This is a genomic window from Fimbriimonadaceae bacterium, assembly GCA_019638775.1.
Classification (GTDB): domain Bacteria; phylum Armatimonadota; class Fimbriimonadia; order Fimbriimonadales; family Fimbriimonadaceae; genus JAHBTD01.
In genome coordinates this window covers 724,584-740,794 of sequence record JAHBTD010000002.1, presented here as the reverse complement: position 1 = coordinate 740,794, position 16,211 = coordinate 724,584, and the positions used below count along the sequence as shown (strand labels likewise).

Annotated in this window: 12 protein-coding genes; 8 read left to right on the top strand and 4 right to left on the bottom strand. The window is 54.3% G+C overall.

Annotation, left to right across the window (positions count from 1 at the left end; genetic code table 11):
* The first annotated feature begins 56 nt into the window (after nucleotides 1-56).
* Nucleotides 57-587 (top strand): DUF1579 family protein, encoded by a 531-nt coding sequence (locus KF784_09685; GenBank protein ID MBX3119326.1) that lies wholly within the window; start codon nucleotides 57-59, stop codon nucleotides 585-587.
* Nucleotides 588-664: 77 nt separating this feature from the next.
* Here KF784_09685 and KF784_09680 read toward each other — a convergent pair whose 3' ends face one another.
* The 4 genes from KF784_09680 to KF784_09665 are packed head-to-tail and all read right to left on the bottom strand — an operon-like array spanning nucleotide 665 to nucleotide 5,104.
* Nucleotides 665-1,429, bottom strand: a complete 765-nt coding sequence (locus tag KF784_09680; protein MBX3119325.1) for an ABC transporter ATP-binding protein — start codon at nucleotides 1,427-1,429, stop codon at nucleotides 665-667.
* Nucleotides 1,426-2,649, bottom strand: a complete 1,224-nt coding sequence (locus KF784_09675; protein ID MBX3119324.1) for a branched-chain amino acid ABC transporter permease — start codon at nucleotides 2,647-2,649, stop codon at nucleotides 1,426-1,428. Before KF784_09675 ends, KF784_09680 begins: the two co-directional genes overlap by 4 nt.
* On the bottom strand, nucleotides 2,649-3,827 hold the full coding sequence (locus tag KF784_09670) for a branched-chain amino acid ABC transporter permease (GenBank protein MBX3119323.1): 1,179 nt from the start codon (nucleotides 3,825-3,827) through the stop codon (nucleotides 2,649-2,651). Before KF784_09670 ends, KF784_09675 begins: the two co-directional genes overlap by 1 nt.
* Before the next feature lie 5 nt (nucleotides 3,828-3,832).
* The gene (locus tag KF784_09665; protein MBX3119322.1) at nucleotides 3,833-5,104 is read right to left on the bottom strand and encodes an ABC transporter substrate-binding protein; all 1,272 of its coding nucleotides are present in this window, start codon (nucleotides 5,102-5,104) and stop codon (nucleotides 3,833-3,835) included.
* 254 nt (nucleotides 5,105-5,358) lie between these two features.
* Here KF784_09665 and KF784_09660 point away from each other — a divergent pair, with 254 nt between their 5' ends.
* From KF784_09660 to smc, 7 genes are all read left to right on the top strand, one after another.
* The gene (locus KF784_09660; protein MBX3119321.1) at nucleotides 5,359-6,339 is read left to right on the top strand and encodes a tetratricopeptide repeat protein; all 981 of its coding nucleotides are present in this window, start codon (nucleotides 5,359-5,361) and stop codon (nucleotides 6,337-6,339) included.
* Nucleotides 6,340-6,419: 80 nt separating this feature from the next.
* Nucleotides 6,420-7,598 carry a PDZ domain-containing protein gene (locus tag KF784_09655; GenBank protein ID MBX3119320.1) on the top strand — a complete coding sequence of 393 codons (1,179 nt, stop codon included), beginning with the start codon at nucleotides 6,420-6,422 and terminating at the stop codon, nucleotides 7,596-7,598.
* Between the two features lie 158 nt (nucleotides 7,599-7,756).
* A complete protein-coding gene (locus KF784_09650) occupies nucleotides 7,757-9,094 on the top strand; it encodes an HD-GYP domain-containing protein (protein MBX3119319.1) in 1,338 nt (445 codons plus the stop codon).
* Nucleotides 9,091-9,759, top strand: coding sequence for a hypothetical protein (locus tag KF784_09645; GenBank protein ID MBX3119318.1), 669 nt, complete (start codon nucleotides 9,091-9,093; stop codon nucleotides 9,757-9,759). The genes KF784_09650 and KF784_09645 overlap by 4 nt, the downstream gene beginning before the upstream one ends.
* Nucleotides 9,731-11,563 carry a glycosyltransferase family 39 protein gene (locus tag KF784_09640; protein ID MBX3119317.1) on the top strand — a complete coding sequence of 611 codons (1,833 nt, stop codon included), beginning with the start codon at nucleotides 9,731-9,733 and terminating at the stop codon, nucleotides 11,561-11,563. Before KF784_09645 ends, KF784_09640 begins: the two co-directional genes overlap by 29 nt.
* Nucleotides 11,515-12,417, top strand: a complete 903-nt coding sequence (locus tag KF784_09635) for a tyrosine recombinase (GenBank protein MBX3119316.1) — start codon at nucleotides 11,515-11,517, stop codon at nucleotides 12,415-12,417. Before KF784_09640 ends, KF784_09635 begins: the two co-directional genes overlap by 49 nt.
* A 273-nt stretch (nucleotides 12,418-12,690) precedes the next feature.
* Nucleotides 12,691-16,209, top strand: a complete 3,519-nt coding sequence (gene smc / locus KF784_09630; GenBank protein MBX3119315.1) for a chromosome segregation protein SMC — start codon at nucleotides 12,691-12,693, stop codon at nucleotides 16,207-16,209.
* Nucleotides 16,210-16,211: the final 2 nt, after the last annotated feature.

The following is a 16,211-nucleotide window of genomic DNA, read 5'->3' as shown; positions in this document are numbered from 1 at the left end:
TCCATGTGATCTCCCTTTTTTCACCCAAAAAGCACTGTTAGGCGTAGAATGGCGTCATGCGAACATATTTGATCATTCTCGTTATTGCATTGCTTGCGCCATTGGTCGTCAGCCAACAGCCGCAGCAACCTCCTGTACATCCAAAGATGAAGGAGCTTGAATTTCTGCTGGGTGCTTGGAAGGGTGATCTGAAGTATGAGATCGGGGAGGCCTCCTTTAGCGGTCCAGTCATCTTTAAGTTTGAAAAAGTCCTTGACGGAACATATGTTCAGGTCACCGTCGAGAACGATTTGAAAACACAAGGAGTCGTGAAAGGAATCGGCATGCTTGCTTTCGACGGAAAGAAGCAGAAGTTTGCCATGTTCACCTTTGCCAACGGGGGCATGGATGGTGCAGCTCCCCGCGAAGAAACGGGTGCAGTTGAGGGTAGCAAGCTCTCTCTCGAAACGGGTGCAAACTCCGTCATTGGGCAGCTGCGACAGTCTTGGGAGCGGAAGGGGGATGAAATCTCTTACGTACTTGAAATGAGGCAAGGCGACAAGTACCTGCCGATCGCAACGGCGACAGTAAAGCTGGCGAAATCTTAGAGCCTTGCATGGTCGGACCGGCACAGCAAAAAGCCCCGACATTCAAAAGAGTGTCGGGGCTAATTTCTGTGTGAAAGTTAAACGGCTTCGCCGAGATAAGCTTCAATCACTTTGGGATTGTTGCGGATATCGGCGGGCGGGCCATAAGCAATCTCTTCGCCGTGGTCAAGCACCACGATCTTCTCGCAAAGGTTCATCACGAATCGCATGTCGTGCTCAATGACGAGAATGGTCTTCTTGAAGTCATTGCGGAGCTTGAGAACGGTTTGCCTTAGCTCGTCCTTTTCTTGAGGGTTCATACCGGCAGCAGGTTCATCGAGCAGCAACAGTTGTGGATTCGTTGCCATAGCTCTCGCGATTTCAAGACGTCTCTGCTTGCCGTAGGACAGGTCTGCGCTCCGTGCAGAGGCAACGTCGGCAAGGTCCAGTACCTCTAGCAGTTCCATTGCGTTCTTACGAAGCTGTGCTGACTCGTTGATGGCTCCTGGAAGATAGGCAAGGGCGCTTCCAAGCGAGGACTTGTGCCGTAGGAAAGCCCCGACGAGTACATTCTCCAACACTGAGAGCGACTTAAAGAGCCGGATATTCTGGAATGTGCGGGAGATGCCAAGTACCGCAATCTTGTTCGGCGGCGTTCCATTGATCCGCTTGCCGTTGAAGATCACATCGCCAGAAGTGGGTGTGTAGACACCAGTGATGAGATTGAAGCAGGTTGTTTTTCCTGCCCCGTTCGGCCCGATCAGCCCAAACATGTCTCCCTGCTCGATCTTGAAGCTCACTTCGTTGACGGCAACGAGTCCGCCGAACCGAATTGTCGCGGCTTTTAGTTCAAGTACGCTCATGCCGACACCGCCTTAGATGGGCGGTTCTTGATTCCCAAGACCCGCCTAACCCACGTCCAGCTGAATTCATGGTGTCCGAGAACTCCCTGTGGACGCAACAGCATCAGAATAATCAGTGTTCCGGCGAAGATCACCATTCGCAGGCGGTTGGCCTCGATCGCTTCCATCTGTGCAATTGACGGTACGGCGCTCAGGATAAGGCCAAGAACGAACGAAAGTGCTGCCGCCCCAAAGAACGTTCCGAAGTAGAGGAGAGCCCCTTTTCCTTTCGGACCATGATAGGTGATTGAAATCCGTTTCATGACGGAAACCATTAGCAGTACGCTTACGATTCCTCCGGCGATGTAGGCAACCGGGACTGGGGGGAGGTCGCGAAGTTTCTCAGGCAGATAGAAGAGAACAGCCGCGGCAAGCGCCGATCCCGTGATTGAACCCGTTCCACCAAGAACGACCATGGTGAGAATGATAAACGAAACATCCATCGTGAACATCGTCGGCGTGAGGAAGCCTTCATAGTGGGCAAGAAGCGCCCCCGCTGCCCCCGCAAACGATGAACCGATAAGGAAGGCAATCACCTTCATTTTGGTGACGTTCACACCCATCGCTGAGCTCGCCACTTCGTCTTCACGAACTGCCAAGAAGGGAAGTCCATGGACGGTCTTGAGCAGGTTGCGGCAAACGGCGATACATATGAAGGCGAGAACCCACACCATCCAAACTCCCGATGTGCCTGTTCCACCAAACAGCACAGGGAATTTTGGCTGGACGTTCATCCCATAACTTCCACCGATCACTTCTTGGTTTTGGACGATGATACGAATGATCTCGCCAAATCCGAGGGTGACGATTCCCAGGTAGTCGCCCTTTAACCGCAGCGAGGGAAGTCCTACGATTAAGCCAGCTATTGCAGCCGCAATCGCGCTGACACCCATCATCGCGATGATCCACATCGGGCCGGTAAGCCAAGGAATCTTCCCGTAGAAGGTCACAGCAAAGTAACCAGAGGCGTAAGCGCCAACTTGATAGAAGGCTGCATGGCCCATCGAAAACTGGCCGGTGATGCCGTTGATAAGGTTCAGGCTGACACTAAGGGTGACGTAGAGCCCGGCAAGGATGATTAGACGCCTTGAGAAGTCGTCCATACCCCCAGCGATGGCATCAATCGCCAAACACACAAGGAGCCCAATCGCAATGGATCCGAATCGTTTGAGAAAGAACATTAGACTTTCTCCACCTTCGAGGATCCGAGAATTCCACCGGGTCGGAAGAGCAGGACGATGATCAAAATGACCAACGCTACGGCGTCTTTATATTCGCTATAGCCAGCCCAAATCACCATATCTTCGGCAACTCCCATGAGAAGCCCGCCGAGGACCGCTCCGGGGATATTGCCGATACCACCGAGAACGGCGGCGACAAATGCTTTTACGCCGGGTTGTAGGCCAAAGAAAGTGGTTAGGGGCGTGCCCTGGAAACTTGCCAGCATCATTGCGCCAGCGCCGGCGAGCGATGAACCGATCACAAAAGTAAGCGTGACGATCTTATTGACATCGACGCCCATTAGGGCTGCAGAATCAAAATCGTGCGACACGGCGCGCATGGCTCGACCGGCACGGGTTCTCGTTACCAAGTACCAGAGGATGACCATGAGAAACATGGACGTGGAGAGCATGATTAGCTTTCCAGTTGGAACAATAATCTTGTTTGAACTTGTGTCGGCCTCTCTGACTGCGCCGGAATAAGCGCGTTCTTTCTCTTGGAACTCAGAGCGGATCGCTTCGCCTTCTGGAGTCAGTTCGAACTCGTCTTTCTCAATCTTCTTCTGGGCCTCCCACTTCTGCTTGGCTTCTTCGTAAGCTGGCTTGAGGTCCGCGATTGTTTGGGTAATTTTTTCGTCGGGTTGCGTTAGGACGATGGTAACGGGTTTTCGGAATTCGGGGGGATTGACCGTTTCTTTAATGCTCGGGGGTGGAGAGACCGGCAGAAAGAGCGCCCCACCGTACTGCAGCAGGAGCGATACGCCGATTGCGGTAATCAAGGAGGCGATTCGTGGTTGGCTTCGCAGCGGTCTGTAAGCGAAGCGTTCGATCAAGACGCCGATGATCGCGCAGATCGTCATCGAAAGCAAAAGCATGATCGCAAGCGAGAGCAGAGGATTGGTGGGGTCGCCAGAGGCCGCAGGGCCATATCCCAGCGCATAGGAAGTGAGCAGTGCCACATAGGCTCCCAGCATAAAAACTTCACCGTGGGCAAAGTTGATGAGGCGCAAAACGCCATAGACCATCGTGTAGCCGAGAGCGATCAGGGCATAGATCGCACCGTTCAGAATCCCATTTGTCAAAGTCTGTGGCAGAGCTGAAAAATTCAGCCCTGCCACGGTATTGGTCAGATCGTACATAGATATTACTTGGGCTCGAAGTAATCGTAGGCTTTCTTGAAGACTTGCTTCTCACTGACCGGATCAAGGCCAACAACAAGAGCGCGCTTCTCGGGGTTGCCGTTCTTACCCTTGAGAGTGATTGAACCAGAAACGCCAGGGAAGTTCTCGGTGTTATCGATGGCTGCCATCAGTGACTTCGAATCGAGTGTGCCGGTTGCTGCTGCCGTCTTCAGTGACTGAAGGACAAGCATTGTGGCGTCGTATCCGAGGGCTCCCATTGTTGTTGCTGGAGTTGAATTGTACTTCTTCTTCCATGCAGCAAGGAAAGCCTTCACTTCTTCGCGATCTTCGTCGTTGTTGTAGTGGTTGCAGAAGTAGCCATTCTTGATCGCAGCGCCAGCGTTGGTGATAATCTCTCGGCTGTCCCAACCGTCGCCACCGACATACGGCACGTCAATGCCTTGCTCGCTCGCCTGACGAATGATTGGGCCGACTTCTGTGAAGTAGCCACTCAGGAACAGACAGTCAGGATTCTTGTCCTTAAGCGCTTTCAATTGGCTGCTAAATTGCGTCTGCTGTGACTCGTAGTTCTCTTCTGCGACAACCTCTCCACCGAGCTTCTTGAAATAGGCAGCGAAGCTCTTGCTGAGATAGGTCGAATACGGTTGCTTGATGTCGGTCATGATGCCGACTCTTCGCTTGCCGAGGGCCTCATAGGCGAACTTGGCCATAACCGGACCCTGGAAGTCGTCGATATAACAAACTCGGAAGACGTTTGCGCCGATATCGGTCACGTCGGTTCGGGTTGCGCCAACGGCTACAAGCGGAACTCCCTTCTCAAAGGTTGCTTGTGCCATCTGCGCGGTGATTCCGCTCGAAACTTCACCGATCACCGCAAGGGCGCCGTTTGACATTAACTTCTCGGCAGCTGTTTTGCCTTGCTCAGGCTTGGAGTTCGAGTCCTCAATCATGAGATCGACCATGCGGCCGTCTACTCCACCTGCCGCGTTAAACTCTTCAAGAGCAAGCAGCGCTCCCGCTTGACTGTCCGCCCCCCATGGTTTGAGCTCACCGTTCAAGCTAGCGACAAGGCCGACTTTGATCGGGCCGCTGCCACTGTCCGTATTGCCTGCACCAGTGGGAGCTGGGCGCTTTGCGGCAGAGGCTGTTCCACCATCTGGTGTGGTTGAGCCTCCGTTGTCTGCTGTCTTCCCATTACATCCGATGACGCCAAAAGCGGCGATGGACAATGCCATTACACCGAGCGTCGGTTTCCAAATTGCGTTGAACTTCATGCGCTTGTCACCATCCTGTTGCCCTCGGGCAAGAGCCCGGTTGAGTCGGGTTACCAGTATACAGAAAACTATCCCGACTTTGACGGCTTCTCATCTTTCAGGGCTAACTTCTCACGACGTAAAAAGGATATTCAATGGTTCCAGGCGAATTTCTTTCATCGTGCCACCTTCATCAGTCGTCTTCCGTATGAGTAGCGGTAGACTGGACGACTTATAAGGTGTCCGGGGAATGATGATTCAGGGAGGTTAGGATAGTGTCCGAGGATCACGGGAAACAATTTCGCGAAGAAGCGATACAAAGCGTTCAGAGTGGGCAGCCCGAAAAGGCTCTCGAACTGATCAATCAGGCGCTTGAACTGAACGACCACGACAGCGAGGCATATGTCCTGAAAGGAATTGCACTTGCTCAGCTCAAACGAGACGACGAAGCGACCGAGGCGTTTCGAGGTGCCATTTCTTGTGGGCCAAGTAACCCAAAGGCATATTTCAACTTAGCTGTACATCAGTACGGACTCGGTCATAAGGCAGAGGCGGAGTCGATAGCCAGGGAAGCCGTCAGGCTTGATCCAAGCCATTCGGGTGCAAAGGACCTCGTTGCGAGAATCACTCGCGAGATGAACCCGGACGTGATCACGCCAACCGGCAAGGTTGCGGCGGATGCGCCTTCTTTGTCGCAGCCGGGCGACCCGCTCTCCCAACCCAACCCAGGAGCAGCGCCTCCGACCGGGCAGCCTAGCGGGCCTCCGGCTGGTGCGCCTCCCCAAGGGCAACCCGGCCTTCACGGTCCAGGCACCCCGCCTCCAGGGCAGCAATATATCCCACCCGGTGGTTATGAACGGCCTGGATACGGAACGCGAAACGTCCACAGCATGGCTTTTATCGAAAACATGGGTAAAGGTTGGGATGGATTTGGATACATCCTTTCGGCGTTAAACATCATCCTTTTCATTGTCATCTCGGCGGCAACCTATTCCTTAGTTATGGAGGCCTTCCAGAATCCTGAAGCCTTCCAAAACAGGAATATGGGGTTCTTCAGCATGGAAGGGGTTAGCCCGGTCATCACCGTGCTCAGCCTTGTTTCTCGACTGATTCAACTGATTTCGCTGATCTGGATGATCATGGAGTTGGCGGACAGGCGTGGCAACTGGCTTTGGCTTCTGCCGTTCATTCTTTGCTGTTGTTGCGGCCTACCTGGTCTGATCATTCCGATCTATATTTGGAAAGGCAGATCGTAGACTGTTTTCAGAATCGTACGACGCACAAAGTCTCTTTGTGCGTCGTACTTTAATATCAGATTCATCTGGAATAAATTCGTATGGCACTTCTTACTTGCGCAGCATTGCTCCTCACAACACAGGCTCCCGCGGGAATCGTCGACGTTCCGTTTTCAGTTGGTGAAGACGCAATCATCGTTGATGCCACGATCAACGGCCGGAAGGCTTCCTTGATGTTTGACACGGGATTTTCGGGGGCAGTCGTTCTCGATGAGAACATCAACATTGGGCCAGCAACCGGTGTCATGAATCTGCGCGACTTTGTAGGCGTGTTCCAGGCAAAAACCGTCAAGATCAAGAGCCTCAAGCTCGGGCAAAAGGATATCGACAGCACAGAAATGGAGGCAGTACAGCAGCCTGCTGCGAATTATTCCTTCTCTTACAACACACATTGCGACGGCATTATGGGCTTTGAGGTCATCGCACACAACATCACTGAAATCAACTTTGAAAAGAAGATGTTCAGGTTCTATCCGAAGAGCTATGACATCACCAAGCTTGTTCCAGACAACAAGAAGACATTCTTAGCCAAACTGTTGCCGACGGGCCATAACTCGCTGGAGATGTCGGTTGCTGCCGCAAATGGCGGAAAGATGACTCTCGCGCTTGATACTGGCAATGCGTTTTTTGCGACGACTCACAAGGATGTTCTTGAGAGAATCGGGCTTTGGAAAACGGGACAGGATGCAAAGTTTCTGAAATCGGCTTTTGTCGCCTCGGGCGAAGTAGCGAGTTGGTACGCTCGATTTAAGGATATGAGCATCTATGGGATTCCCGTTCCTGATTGTACGTGGAGCATCATCGACGCAGCATCCAGTTCGGCGGAAGGTGACGGTACGATCGGCTACGGATTTTTGAGCAATTTCAACATTATCATTGACTATGAGCGCCGCCGAGTCTGGTTTGACAATTGGACCGGTAAGACAGGCAATCTGCCCAAAGCTGAATTGGGAATAAGCGCAGCACCGGAAGCATCTGGCCGCAGAATGTTCGTTTACCGCGTTTCTAACGGTGGCCCTGCTGAAAAGGCTGGCATCCGACGCGGAGACTTTTTGCTCTCTATTGACGGACATGACGTTGAGGGGATGGATCAACGCAAGCTTTGGAAGCTGATGGAGGGCGAAGAAGGGAGCAAAGTTCCTATTGTCCTTAGTCGAAACGGACAGCTGATTCGCATGGAGCTTTCGCGGGCCTATCTGGTCAACGATCTTCGTGGATAGCTGATTGCGCTCGCCTTCCACCCGCAAAGTTAGAAATGCCGGATCAACTTTTTGTGCAAATCCGGCACAAATCGATACAACCACCAGTCAAATACGCGGGCGTTGAAGCAAATGCCCCATTTTGGGAGTCCATTCCTTGGGGCGAATTCGGAGGACTGGTGGGAAAAACGGGCCGCGGCACACGGCATACAACCTCGGAAACAACCCGCGCATCGGTGTATCTGCCTTTACGACTTAGTTCGGGCGGCGCAAGACCGAGCCGGGGGCTTATTGTCAGTGTGCTCTTGGTACTTGCGATTGGCGCATGGGCTTCGACGACTCTACCAACACCTGAATCTCCAGACATGGGCCTTTGCTTTGGTCTATCCGTGCTCGCGCTACTTGCTTCCCGATTTGGCTATGTGGCCACAGAACCGTTCACTCCAGTTTCGTGGCGTTTACCGTTTGTGGCGGCGATTGCGGTGGTCGCGGGGCCGGTCTGGGCTCTAATGACCGATCTGCTTGCTTTTGTGCTGACTCCTGTTCGTTCGCGTTACATCGGCGGTAGGGAGCATGTCGATTCGGAATCCGCTTGGGCGTTAGTTGCGTTAGTTGGTTTTAATGTCGTTTCGGCATTCGCGATGGGTCTCTTCCTTCAATTAGGCGGGCTCTCGCAAACGCTGGTTTACTCAGGTGTCTACCTCGTAATCAATGCAGCTTGGATGGTGGCTCTCAGTTCTCGACGCATCGCGAAACGGCTCGGTCTCGTACCGCATGGTTTGAGTTGGACTGGCGCGTGGCAGTGGACTCTGATCCTGACGTTTGCTTTCTCAGCCGGTGTACTTGTTGAGATGGAGATGCCAGGTTGGTCGGCGCTGATTCTGCTACCGGTCCTTGCATCGAGAATGGTCGCCGGGAAGTCCCAAGAGATTGACGACCACTACTACGGCACCATCACGGCTCTCACGTTGATGCTACAACGAGCCCACCCTTACAGCCACCGTCATATTGAGCGTGTTTCGCTCATTGCCGAAGAGGTCGCCTTGCGGTTGGGATTGAACCGGAAGAATGCACGGCTGGTTCGCGAGGCGGCAGTTTTGCACGATATTGGCAAAATCGCAGTGGATGAAGAAATTCTGGACAAGCCTTCTAAACTTGACGTCTTTGAGATGGATCATGTGCGGCAGCATTCGGCATTTGGGGCGGAGATTCTTTCTCCCGTCGTGTCTCTCAAGCCGATCGTGCCGTGGATACGCCACCATCATGAAAGGCTCGATGGGGATGGATATCCCGACGGTCTCGTCGATGTCGAGATTCCGATTGAAAGCAAAATCATCGCCGTTGTGGACGCCTACGATGCGATGACTGGAGGAAATAGCGGCAACGATAAGCGGCCCTATCGCGATCCGATGTCGGTGGATCAAGCTCTATCGGAGCTCGTTCGTTGTTCAGGAACACAGTTCGACCCAGACGTCGTTCAGGCCTTTCGTGAAGTGATTGAGGAGGATGCGCATTGAACTGGGTTCTTGCCGTCGCCATTGCTCTACCGGTCATCTGCTGCTTGGCGATGGTCTATTACGCGAAGGTGGTTCTGCCTCGGAGGCTTCAGGAGCGATTCCAGGAGTCCGCAAAGGCTTTTGGGACAGCAATTGAGTTGCGATTCCCATCTCACAAGGGGCTGACAGACCGGATTGTGATGTTAAGTCATTTCTTGGCCGCGCGGGTTGGACTTACCGAATTCCAACTTGAGCGGCTCGAACTTGCTTGCCGACTGCGCGATATTGGTTTGTGTGCCATCCCGTACAAGCTTGTGAATACGCGGGAGTTCAAAGATTGGAGCGATAAGGAACGAGAAACCTACTTTAAGCATGGGGATGTGAGCGGCGCGATGCTTGAACTGCTTCCTCCTCTCAGGACAATTGCCGACCTCGTCCGGCAACATCACACAACGTATGCACCGGCTCATCTTGGCCAGAAGATTTCGGGCAAGGACCTGCCGATTGAGTCCCGGGTTCTCAAAGTCGTTTCGGATTACGTTTGGCTTGAGAAATGGCAGGGCGACATTCTTGCCCGCGAGGTTTTGCGTGACGGGCGCGGGGCCGACTACGACCCAGACCTCGTGGAGGAGTTCCTTGCTGTGCTAAGATCGAACCGTGTCGACAGCGCCCAAGCACTCGCCTGAACGGCTTGTAACTCTCCTCGCGTTCGGCTTCTTCTTCGTTTCGCTGCTGATCCGTCTGCTGGGCATTGGCTGGGGTTTGCCAAAAGAAGGACAACACTATTCGCTCCATCCAGACGAGGATGTCATCTTGAGCGCGTCACGACAGATCGAGCCTGCCAAAGGGAAGTTCGACCCAGGTTTCTACAATTACGGGACGCTCTACCTTACTGTCGAACGAATTGCCAGCGATGTAGTGGCAGGCTACGGCGGCGGACCGAAAGAGGGCGATCGCGAATCCCGTTTCCGATACAACGGATCATGCATCCTCGCCGGAAGGATCATCAACGCTGTCGCTGGTGCGTTTTCCGTCTTGCTCCTGCTGTTGATCGGATTGCGGTTTATGTCGCTTTGGGGGGCTTGTTTTGCGGCTGGGGCCCTTGCAGTTGCGCCGGGATACGTAGTTCATGCGAGATTCCAGACGGTAGACGTGTTTGCGACCTTTCTGTTGGTGTGCTCAATCTACTTTGCGCTGAAGCTGCTGCCGGAACATGCGCATGATGACGTCACTGAGGACAGTGACCCTCCAGACAAAGATGCAGAAACCACCCTCACCCCCAGCCACCTCTCCTTGAAGGGCGGGGAGGCTCTTTCGGACAAGGCAATCCTCAAAGCCACTGTCTGGGCAGGAGTCTTTGCCGGACTCAGCGCGGGCACCAAGTACACCGGCATTCTCGCCGTGCTGGTCCTGATCGCGGTGCACATCGCCCTTAAGCGCTCCGACCGCTGGAAGATGATCGGCATTGGAGTCGCTGCCAGCCTGGTCGCTTTCTTCGTCGCAACGCCCGGTGCATTGCTGAACACGGGCAAGTTCGTTCAAGATTTTAAGTTCGAGATGCTCCACACCTCCACCGGGCACGGCCTCATCTTCGAGGGCCTACCTAGTGGATTCTTGTGGCACTTTGTAAACCTGGGCACGGGCTTTGGCGGGATTGTTATGATCCTCGGAATCGCTGGCTGCTTCCTAGCCGTTCGGCAGAAGGCGAAGTGGCTGATCGCGGTGCTCGCGTTCGCAATCCTGTATTACTTCCTCATCGGGCGGGCTGAGGTTCTTTTCCTACGCTACACCTTCCCGCTGATGATCCCGTTGGCGTTGGGGTTTGGCTACCTGGTGAGCGCGGCACGGAGCCAACAGACGAAGCTCGGACATTTCTCCGTCGCACTTGGCATCCTTGCACTAGGGGGAAGCGCCATCTCAGCTTCGCGAATGACTGCGTGGATGCTGGGCACGGACCCACGCGACCAAGCCGCTGTGTATTTGAGGGAGGAGGCCCAGAAATCTCCGAACGATGTCACAGTAGGACTAGTGAGCGATCCTTGGTATTACACGCCAACACTCTTTCCAGACTCGGCGATGATGCGCTTTGGCCCTGAAGTCTACGCTAATGCGATGGCGGCCACAGCGAGTCCGCGCGTGGTCCGCTACTGGCCCGAAAACCGGGAGGAGAGGATCGATTGGGACACCCGCCTGATCACGGAAACCAAGCCCGATTACGTCGTGTTTAGCAGCTTTGAGGCTGACGACTTGAAGCGGCTGGAGAAGGTAAGCGGGCTAAAGCCGGAAGTCCAGGCCAAAGTTGACCAGTTCAAGGCTTTCACCAAACAACTTTTCGAGACCTACGAGCCCGCAATCACCTTAGGGCGCACCCAGGACGAATTAGTCAATTTGAAGCCGTACGCCATCCACGACCTCGAATACATCCGTCCTTACATTTGGATTTGGAAACGCAAGACAGTCCCCTCCACGACGCCATCGAATGGTTCTTAGATTCGCTGAGGAGCAACCGTGGCGCAAGCGTACACACGGTCGAGGCTTATCGCCGCGATCTTTTCACGCTGTCCGAGTACTTGGGCAAGTTGGGGTTGGAGGACTGGCAAAAGCTCGATTTTCCTACCGTCCAGCGTTACCAATCCACACTCGGTCCGCCCATCGCTCCAACGACAGCGCAGCGGCGGATGAGTTCACTTCGGTCGTTCTTGAAGTTCTTGAAGAAGCAGGGGTTTGGCCCGCCGATGGATTTGCCAAGTACAGGAGGCTTTAAGAAGGCCCGGGCTTTGCCAAAAGCGTTGCCTTACGAACGCGTTGAAGCTTTGTTGAACGCTCCTGATATCGAGACTTCTGATGGGCTGCGTGATCGTGCAATCTTGGAACTTATCTACGGCGCGGGCCTACGCATCTCTGAAGCGGTAGACCTAAACATGTCTCAGCTTGATTTCGATAGCGGATTGCTGCGAGTGCATGGAAAACGTGGCAAGACACGGTTGGTGCCTTTGCCTGGAGATACGGTTTACTGGCTGAAGAAGTATGTGGCGGAGGCACGTCCAAAACTTCTGAAGAAGCCTATCGGTGAAGTGTTTGTGTCGCATCGAGGTTTGAAGCTAAGGCGGACAACGGTTGGGCTCAAGCTTGCCGAGTATTGCAAGCTGGCAGGGATCTCAGAGAAGGTTTCGCCCCATACGTTGCGGCACTCCTATGCAGTTCATCTGCTCAAAGGAGGGGCAGACTTGCGTGCTGTGCAAGAGCTTCTCGGGCATGAATCGGTCGCGACAACTCAGGTTTATACACACTTAGACATGGATGAGGTTCGACGGAAGTTTGAGAATGCGCATCCGAGGGCGTAGGAAAGCGTCGGCAAGTGGTCACGTCTTTACAATTCGTTGACCTAGTCGGGGGATCCAGCCATTGTGAAGAGAGGAACGTGCACTTGCCACCCCCATCCTGGCCTTCCCCCGTCAAGGGGGAAGGTAACTACACTGCATTGTGGAAAACATCCCCCTTCCTTCGAACTTGGGGATTCGTCTTTAAGGGCACAGGATTTGAAATACTGGGTTTGAAGCTGTTTCAAGCTAACAACGGCGCGGTCCCGGTACATTCAAGAGAGATTTCACAAGGTTATGCGGCTCAAGCGCGTCAAGATATTTGGCTTCAAAACGTTCGCCGACAAGACCGAGTTCGACGTTGACGGCGATCTCATCGCTGTTGTTGGGCCAAACGGTTGCGGCAAATCCAACCTGGTCGACGCCATCCTCTGGGCATTGGGGGAAGGCAACGCCAGGCAATTGCGTGCGCAAACCAACCAGGATGTGATCTTTAGCGGGAGCTCACGCCGCAAGCCAGTGGGATACGCCGAAGTGACGCTCCTCTTTGATAACGAAGACGGCTCGCTCCCTATTGACACTCCCGAAGTTGCCGTGAGTCGTCGGCTCACGCGGTCAGGCGAATCCGACTACATGATCAATCGTCGCAACTGCCGCTTGCGTGATGTTCTAGAGCTTCTTGCCGACTCTGGCCTGGGTCGGGCGGGTTACGCGATTGTTGGTCAGAAGGACATTGATCAGGCCCTCGCCGCTTCCCCGGAAGAGCGTCGAGCTTGGGTTGACGAGGCTGCGGGTGTCCAGCGTTACCGCGCGCGGAAACAAGAGTCGCTCAAGAGGATGGCTCAGGCTCAAGATCATCTCTCCAGAGTTGGGGACATCATCACTGAGATTGAGTCGCAGAGGGAGCCCCTCCGGGAAGAAGCCGAAGTCGCTGTGCGCTATAAATCGGTGTTGGGCGGTTTGCGCGAGGTCGAAAGCGGGCTTCTCATTGTCGAGATTGCAAATGCTGTCAAAGAAGTTGAGCTTCAAGAAAAGCACATCGAAGAGTCACAGCTTCTCGTAAGCAAAGAGTCCGCTCGCGCAGAGGAGTTGGAAGCGCAGGTTCGGCGTACTGGCGAGCGTATCAGCGCGTTGGAATCCGATATGGATTCCCTCCGCGCTCAGCAGCAATCCAGCATCACCGCGCTTGAGCGCGCGGATGCCGCGATGCGGCTCTCCGAGCAGAGACTTACCTCGCTTGATGAGCTTGAAAAGAATTTGGATCATGAAGGCACGGCGGGGCAGCAACGCCTCAAAGAGCTTGAACAGGAATTAGAATCGCTCAAGGCCGAAGAAGAGCTTGAGCGAGAGAACCTAGAGCGGCTGCGCGCCGAGTTTGCCGGGGCGGGTGAGGATGCAAAAGCTCTTTCTGCGCAACTGAAAAAGTTGGAATCGGAGCTTCAGCAAGCACGCGAAGCCCACACACTTCGGCTCAAGCAGAAAGCCGAAACTGAGCACCGCAAGCAGCGTGAAAAGGAGATCAAACGCGAGATCCAGGGCATCGAGTCCACTGTGCCGGACCTTGCGAAAGCCCTCAAGGAAGCTCAGGACAATTACGACAGCGCCAAGATGGCGATCTCCAAGATCGAAGCTGCCATCCAACAGGCCGCTGCAAGGATGCAAGAGCTTCGGACTGAGGAAGAAAAGCAGGCTCAATCCGTTCGCAAACATCTCGCCGAGAAGGCGGCGTTAGAAGGGCGTCGGCGCGGCATCGAATCCACAATTGAAGCGCATGAAGGGCTTCATCAAGGCGCGCGAGCGGTAATGATGGCCGCCGAGAACAATAAGCTCGATGGCGAGTACATCCCGGTCGGGGAGTGTGTGGAAGTTGATAAGGAGTACGCACTTGCGATTGAGACAGCGCTCGGTGCGTCCTCGAACGATCTCATCGTCCGAGACGAACAAGACGCTAAGCGGGCCATCGAATATCTTAAGGCTGGTCGTTTGGGTCGGGCGACCTTCCAACCCATCCCTCTGATGCGTCCATTTGAGCCGTCGCCAGGTTTGCGGAGCGTTTTGAATGAGCGGGGTGTCGTTGGGCGGGCTTCGGAATTGATTTCATGCGCTTCGATCTATCGGCCTGTCATCGATAGCCTTATGGGCCGAGTTGTGATTGTTGAGGACATTGACGTTGCGTTGCGGCTTGCAAAAACCTCGGGTTGGAATAGGTTGGTGACACTCGATGGAGAGGTTGTACACAGCTCGGGTGCCGTTTCAGGAGGACAGGCGGCGAAGTCGGGTTATGGAATGGTGCAGCGTAAAGCCGATCTCGCAGAGCTCGGGCGTGCGCTGGAAAGTATTGAGCGAGAGATATCGCAATTCGAAAAAGCATCTGCCAAGCGGACAAAAGAGATCCTCACCGATGAGGCTAAGATCGCTGAATTACGTGGACAAACTCGCGAAAAAGCACCCGAGCTGGAGGAGGCTCAGAACTGGCTTCAGAGCCTGCAGCACGAATTCAACGACACGGGTCGTGCGAAGAGCAAACTTGAGGCCGAGTTGGCTCAACTTTTGGCGGCTGCGTCTGTAGAGCTTCCTGAGATTGATCTGCCTGGAGTTGAGGCTGACCGCGATCATCTGATTAAGCAACTGGCGGCTCGATCTGCCGACGCAGAACAGGCTGAGAATCGACTGAATGAGGCGATGCAGAGACTAGAGCAGGCACAGGCCCGATATGTTGCCGCTCAAAAGCGATTCTCGAACGCAAAAGAGGCAGAAGAGCACCGACACAAACGAGCGTCCAACCTTGAGCCAGAGAGACAGCGCGCTCGCGACGACATCGAACGCCACAAGAAAGACAAGGCACGTGCGACTGAAGTTCAGGCGGATGTCACCGCTAAGCTTCAGGTTGCTCAAGAGAAGAAGCGTGAGCTTCTCGATGGCAGCTTCCAAAGCACAGAGCAGGCAAAGGAAGCCCGACGCAACGCCCAAGCCTGCGGCGACACTGCACACCAAGCCGAACTCAATCGAGCCAGAGCCGATGCCAAACGCGCGTCCAGCCAGCAGCGTTTGATGGAGGAGTACGGCCTAACTGAAGAGGATGCGTTAGCTCAGGCCGACTCCATAGAGGTCCCTTCGGACGCTGCCGCGCTAGTGAGCAAGCTAAGGCGTGAACTCAAGTCGATGGGGGATGTCAACCTTGGCGCAATCGAAGCTTTTGAGCGGCTGACGGAGCGTTACGACGAACTCGCGACGCAGATGGAGGACATCGTCGAGGGCATCAAGCAAGTTGAGGCCAGTATTAAAGAGCTCGACGAACTCACACGAGATCGCTTCTTTAACACCTTTACTGCGGTCCAAGAAGCCTTTTCTGCGATCTTTGCCAAGGTGTTTCCCGGAGGTCAGGGCAACCTTGAACTCACCGACAAAGAGAATCTGCTTGAAAGCGGCATTGAGATCGATGTACAGCTTCCGGGCAAGAATAAGCAGAGGCTAGTGCTTTTGAGTGGAGGCGAGAGGTCGCTGTGTGCCGCGGCCTTCCTTTTTGCGCTACTACGTGTAAAGCCTTCACCGCTCGTTGTGCTTGACGAGGTGGATGCTCCGCTTGATGGGCGCAACGTCGAGCGGTTTATCGACCTCTTACGCGAGTTCAAAGAGACGACACAGTTTATCGTGATCACCCACAACCCGACGACGATTGCGGCTGCACCGGTCTGGCTTGGCGTAACGATGCAGGAGCCGGGTGTTTCTACTTTGGTGCCGACGAATGTCGGACTATTGCCAGAAGAGCCCAGGCAGACTGCGACGAATGGCGGCTATGCGGTCGTTCAGGCTTAGCG

Excerpts from the sequence above, each read along its gene's own strand:
- KF784_09685 (MBX3119326.1), top strand. The coding sequence starts at position 57 with ATGCGAACATATTTGATCATTCTCGTTATTGCATTGCTTGCGCCATTG.
- KF784_09680 (MBX3119325.1), bottom strand. The coding sequence starts at position 1,429 with ATGAGCGTACTTGAACTAAAAGCCGCGACAATTCGGTTCGGCGGACTC.
- KF784_09675 (MBX3119324.1), bottom strand. The coding sequence starts at position 2,649 with ATGTTCTTTCTCAAACGATTCGGATCCATTGCGATTGGGCTCCTTGTG.
- KF784_09670 (MBX3119323.1), bottom strand. The coding sequence starts at position 3,827 with ATGTACGATCTGACCAATACCGTGGCAGGGCTGAATTTTTCAGCTCTG.
- KF784_09665 (MBX3119322.1), bottom strand. The coding sequence starts at position 5,104 with ATGAAGTTCAACGCAATTTGGAAACCGACGCTCGGTGTAATGGCATTG.
- KF784_09655 (MBX3119320.1), top strand. The coding sequence starts at position 6,420 with ATGGCACTTCTTACTTGCGCAGCATTGCTCCTCACAACACAGGCTCCC.
- smc (MBX3119315.1), top strand. The coding sequence starts at position 12,691 with ATGCGGCTCAAGCGCGTCAAGATATTTGGCTTCAAAACGTTCGCCGAC.